This is a genomic window from Bartonella sp. AP30XZML, assembly GCF_042195945.1.
Classification (GTDB): Bacteria; Pseudomonadota; Alphaproteobacteria; order Rhizobiales; family Rhizobiaceae; genus Bartonella.
On record NZ_JBHIPJ010000042.1, the window covers coordinates 1 to 4,202 of the forward strand.

Sequence of the window (4,202 nt, forward strand, 5' to 3'; positions counted from 1 at the left end):
AGGCAATCGACAACCGCGATTAGCTTGCGCTCGTTTTGCTTTTTTGGGAACGTTCTCTTGCTCGTGAATGGGAGGTTGGTTGTCTACACCCGTTGTGATTTGCTCTGATGTGGTTTCAACAGCAGAAACCTCTGTTGGCTCGTCAACCTGTTCGTTTGTTTCTAAACTTTCAGAACCAATTTCTTTTTTTGCTAAAACGATAGTTTTAGTTTTTTTATTATATATGTTATTGTCTATGTTAATGTGTTGTCGTGATGAACTCATCATGATGTCATCATGACCTCGTGATGACGTCGTCATGACTTCATCATGTTCTCTTGATGAGTTATCTTTCTGCTTATTTCTCTTGGTATTTGCAGCTTTTATAGCTCTTTCTGAAAGCCTATTTAAATTCTCATTACAATTTTTTAATTCTTCTTCGACTTGTGCACTCCATAAATTTCCATTTTCTAATTGAAGAATTAATTTTTTTCGAATAAGTTTTTCTAATGATTTTTTAAAGGTTCGTACTGAACAACCAACGACGCGCGCTAATACAGAAGTGTCATCATAAATCGGTTCACAGGCTCGATACATAAGAGCAGTGAGTGTACTATAAGTAGCTTTCTCTGCTGCGTCGGTGCCAGCAAAGTCCATAATCCACTCTTGATAAAAATTACGTACCCAAGGTAATTTACTGGACATTCTCTTTGTCCTCCCTGTGCTTATGCCATGCGATTTCTTTTAATTCTTTTTCAACGCGGGTATTCCACAACCCTTTATCTGTTTGGAGAAGTTTGTTATTCTTCGTTAAATATTCGACAATAGTCGCAAACTTTTTTTGTGAACAATTGCAAACACGTGCAAGCGTTTCAAAATCTTCTTTAATTGGTGCTTTTTTATCGTACATGCGAACAAGAAGCGTGATATAAATGCCTCTTTGTTCCAATGTCATTTTATCTGTATCATTTATCCAGTCATACAAATGGAATCTTATCCATGGCATACCATTAGACATGCGCGCCCCCTTCTTTCATTAAATATAAATTAGTGATCATAATCCCCCCCTTAAGGCTGTTGCCTATTTATATGTGCGCGTATGGTGGCGCGTAATCTATTAATTTGATCTCTTTATTTTTGCCTGTTTAAGAATGTGAATGGTGCTGTTGATGTTTGTTATTTTCTGTATGAGCAGCAATGAAAGCAGAACTAGAGCTAGAACTATCCTTCAACTTTTGCAGCTTTAGATAATTTATTACGGAGATAGATCCTCTTTTTTCCCACTTGCAAACAGCTGCTTGAGTTACACCAAGCATTTTCGCCATTTCTGATTGTGTCCAATTAAATTTGCCCCGTATTGACTTAGTCAAATTCTTAAAATCTTCTCGTTGATCCATTTACAAGCTCCAATTACAGCTTTGCCTTACTTTATTCATATAATTATAGTTATATAAAGTCAAGGAAATTTATCTTTATCAACGATAAAAAAATAAGGTAAGCAGAAGTATGAGTAATAAATCTAATATCATAAGCACACTAAAAAAGATTTTGACTGAGTTTAACTTAACGCAAGAAGATGTGGCCAAGCGGCTAAATGTAACGCAAGCTTCAGTGTCTAAGTGGTTAAAAGATTCTGATCCGCGCGGTTCTAATCGGGATGCTATTTTAGAATTATATAAAGAACTAACAGGAGATAATCACTTAACAACTTTTGTTCCTCTTATGGGCTATATCGGAGCAGGAACGCAGATAGATCCAAGCTTTGAACAAATTCCAGAAGATGGTCTTGAACAAGTAGAAATTCCTTTTGCTTTACCTGATGATATGATTGCTTTTGAAGTTAAAGGAGACTCCATGCTTCCAGCTTATAAAGATGGAGATATGGTTATTGTAAGACGGCGCCAAATCAAAACGATAGAATCCTTCTTTGGCAAAGAAGCCGTTATTCTCACACATGATAATAAAAGATATATAAAGAAGATTAGCAGAGGAATGAATGGTGAGATAGATTTGCTTTCTTGGAATGCACTCCCCATTAAAAATGTTAAAATTGTATGGATTGGGGAAATCTTTGCTATCTTGCCAACGGATTCTTACAGTAAAATGATTCGATCTTATCGCTAATTATCGCTATATTAAAAAGCACTTTTCTCTTCTTATTTTACAATATGTTATAATAATTTTTACAAAAAAATATAATTTTTTGCTTGCTAATTTATAATTATAGTTATATAAATATATTATAAATTAACACAAACAATCGCCAAGGGGTGTTAGGGAGGAGAAATTATGGATAAGCCAATTCTTATTAATTCCAATGAAATTTTATTAGTTGTCTATGATGATGATCAAAACATTGCAGAGTCTGGACCACTTGATGCAAGCCAAGTTCTAAAAATTATTGACGAGGCAGATGATGCAATCCAAATCTTTCGCATCAATCCTTCTGAGAATAATTGTGAAGATATCTCTGAAGAAATTGCAGAAGCATATGTAAAAGAAAATATCGAACATCTCCATGAGGAGAGTAAAGTTCATGACTTTGTAAGCGAGAGTGTTGCTTACCATGACCTTTTATCTGATTTAGCAAAAGAAAAATATAATGATGAGTTTTACGGTACCTATGAACAGCAGCACCGTTTGCGTCCTTGTGATGTGCTTTAAAATTCTTAAGGGCGTTTGAAAAAGCGCCCCCTTTTTCCCATCAATCCCACCCAATATGAGGTCCGTAATGGAAAAGCTAATTGCTATCCAGCAAAATACAAACAAACACGAAACAATTCCAACCATGTCTAGCATTGAAATTGCAGAGTTATGCGGTAAAAGACATGGCCATGTAATGCAAGATATTCGTAAACTATTTAGCGAACTTAAAATCGACCTGAGTAATTTTGCTGGATTATACAAAGATTCAACAGGTCGTACTCTTCCTTGTTATCATCTTCCTAAACGTGAATCTCTTATTGTCATTTTAGGTTATAACACTGTGTTACGCGCAAAAATCATAGATTATTGGAAAAAATTAGAAGAGCAAGCAGCTAATCCCCAAATCGATTTTTCGAGACCTGAAACAATGACAACTATCATAATGCATCTTAAAAATAAAATTAAACAGACAGCATAGGAGTTCATATGAACACTCTTATAGAAATTAAAGAACAGGTCATTGATCAGGAAACTGTTCAGACAGTAAATGCACGTGAATTACATGCGTTTTTAGAAGTAAAACGGGATTTTTCTAATTGGATTAAAGACCGTATCAACAAATATGATTTTAAAGAAGAAAGAGATTATATTTTAACGCTCGCCAAAATTGGCGAACGTCAAAATGTGGTATTAAAAGAATACTACCTCACCTTAAGTGTAGCTAAAGAACTTTCTATGGTTGAGAATAATAAGAAAGGTAGAGAAGCTCGTTTATACTTTATTGAATGTGAAAAGCGTGTAAAGCAGGTAGCAGTACCACAAATCGATTACTCAAGTCCAAAAGCGATGATTGGTTTTTTGACTTACCTACAAGGGCAAATAGATCAAAAAGACACACTTATTGAAGATTTAACACCAAAAGCCATGGCTCTTGAAAGCTTACAACGTCACAACGGACTCTTCGGTCTTACAGAAGCCGCTAAAATACTCGAGATGCAACCAAAACAATTCATTCAATTCTTACAGCAAAAAGGTTGGGTTTACAGACGTGCAGCAGGTGGAAATTTGCTTCCTTATCAAGACAAAATCCAAAAGAAACTTATGGATTGTCCAACTATCACACTTCAAACCGCAAATGGAATAGAAAAAGTCATTCCTTGCGCAAAAATCACAGCAAAAGGAATTGGTGTGCTGTCTCAAGAGCTTAAAAGACAACGCATGCATTAATTAAGGAATGCAATAATGAAAAAGAAATACGAACGACTAATCTTATAGTATCTCTATAAGCCGTTTCTAACACCGAAAAACCAACTTTTAAACACATGCGTGTTTCACGCCACGGGTGAATTGCGCGCGAGATGGAGGAAATCAAGATGAGTGAACAAAACACTAACCTAACAGAAATTGAAGAAACACATCATTTAGCTGTCGAACAAACTGCTATGGAACGCATTTTAAACAGAGCCTTAGAAAATGACGTCGATATGGACCGTCTTGAGCGTCTCATTGCCTTACGAGAAAAAGAAATAGAACGACAAAACTACGAAAGATTTGCCAGTGATCTTTCGAATATGCAA

The 4,202-nt window shown here is 35.5% G+C and carries 7 protein-coding genes and 1 pseudogene; 5 read left to right on the forward strand and 3 right to left on the reverse strand.

What is annotated here, in order from left to right; translation table 11 throughout:
• The 3 genes from ACFIL2_RS02870 to ACFIL2_RS02880 form a co-directional block, all read right to left on the reverse strand.
• A partial coding sequence (locus ACFIL2_RS02870) for a DUF1376 domain-containing protein (RefSeq protein WP_375680149.1) occupies positions 1–684 on the reverse strand: 684 nt, incomplete at its 3' end.
• Positions 674–997 carry a DUF1376 domain-containing protein gene (locus ACFIL2_RS02875; protein WP_375680150.1) on the reverse strand — a complete coding sequence of 108 codons (324 nt, stop codon included), beginning with the start codon at positions 995–997 and terminating at the stop codon, positions 674–676. The genes ACFIL2_RS02870 and ACFIL2_RS02875, both read right to left, overlap by 11 nt.
• A 127-nt stretch (positions 998–1,124) precedes the next feature.
• The gene (locus tag ACFIL2_RS02880; RefSeq protein WP_375680151.1) at positions 1,125–1,376 is read right to left on the reverse strand and encodes a helix-turn-helix transcriptional regulator; all 252 of its coding nucleotides are present in this window, start codon (positions 1,374–1,376) and stop codon (positions 1,125–1,127) included.
• A 109-nt stretch (positions 1,377–1,485) separates the two neighbouring features.
• On the opposite strand from ACFIL2_RS02880, the gene ACFIL2_RS02885 reads away from it, so the two are divergent.
• From ACFIL2_RS02885 to ACFIL2_RS02905, 5 genes and pseudogenes are all read left to right on the forward strand, one after another.
• On the forward strand, positions 1,486–2,103 hold the full coding sequence (locus ACFIL2_RS02885) for a S24 family peptidase (RefSeq protein ID WP_375637151.1): 618 nt from the start codon (positions 1,486–1,488) through the stop codon (positions 2,101–2,103).
• A gap of 165 nt (positions 2,104–2,268) precedes the next feature.
• Positions 2,269–2,643: a hypothetical protein gene (locus ACFIL2_RS02890; RefSeq protein WP_375681682.1), complete on the forward strand. Its 375-nt coding sequence runs from the start codon at positions 2,269–2,271 to the stop codon at positions 2,641–2,643.
• A 67-nt stretch (positions 2,644–2,710) separates the two neighbouring features.
• On the forward strand, positions 2,711–3,103 hold the full coding sequence (locus tag ACFIL2_RS02895) for a Rha family transcriptional regulator (protein WP_375681683.1): 393 nt from the start codon (positions 2,711–2,713) through the stop codon (positions 3,101–3,103).
• Positions 3,104–3,111: 8 nt separating this feature from the next.
• Positions 3,112–3,852, forward strand: a complete 741-nt coding sequence (locus tag ACFIL2_RS02900; protein WP_375681684.1) for an antA/AntB antirepressor family protein — start codon at positions 3,112–3,114, stop codon at positions 3,850–3,852.
• A 146-nt stretch (positions 3,853–3,998) separates the two neighbouring features.
• Positions 3,999–4,202, forward strand: a pseudogene (locus tag ACFIL2_RS02905) (recombinase); the annotation flags it as partial.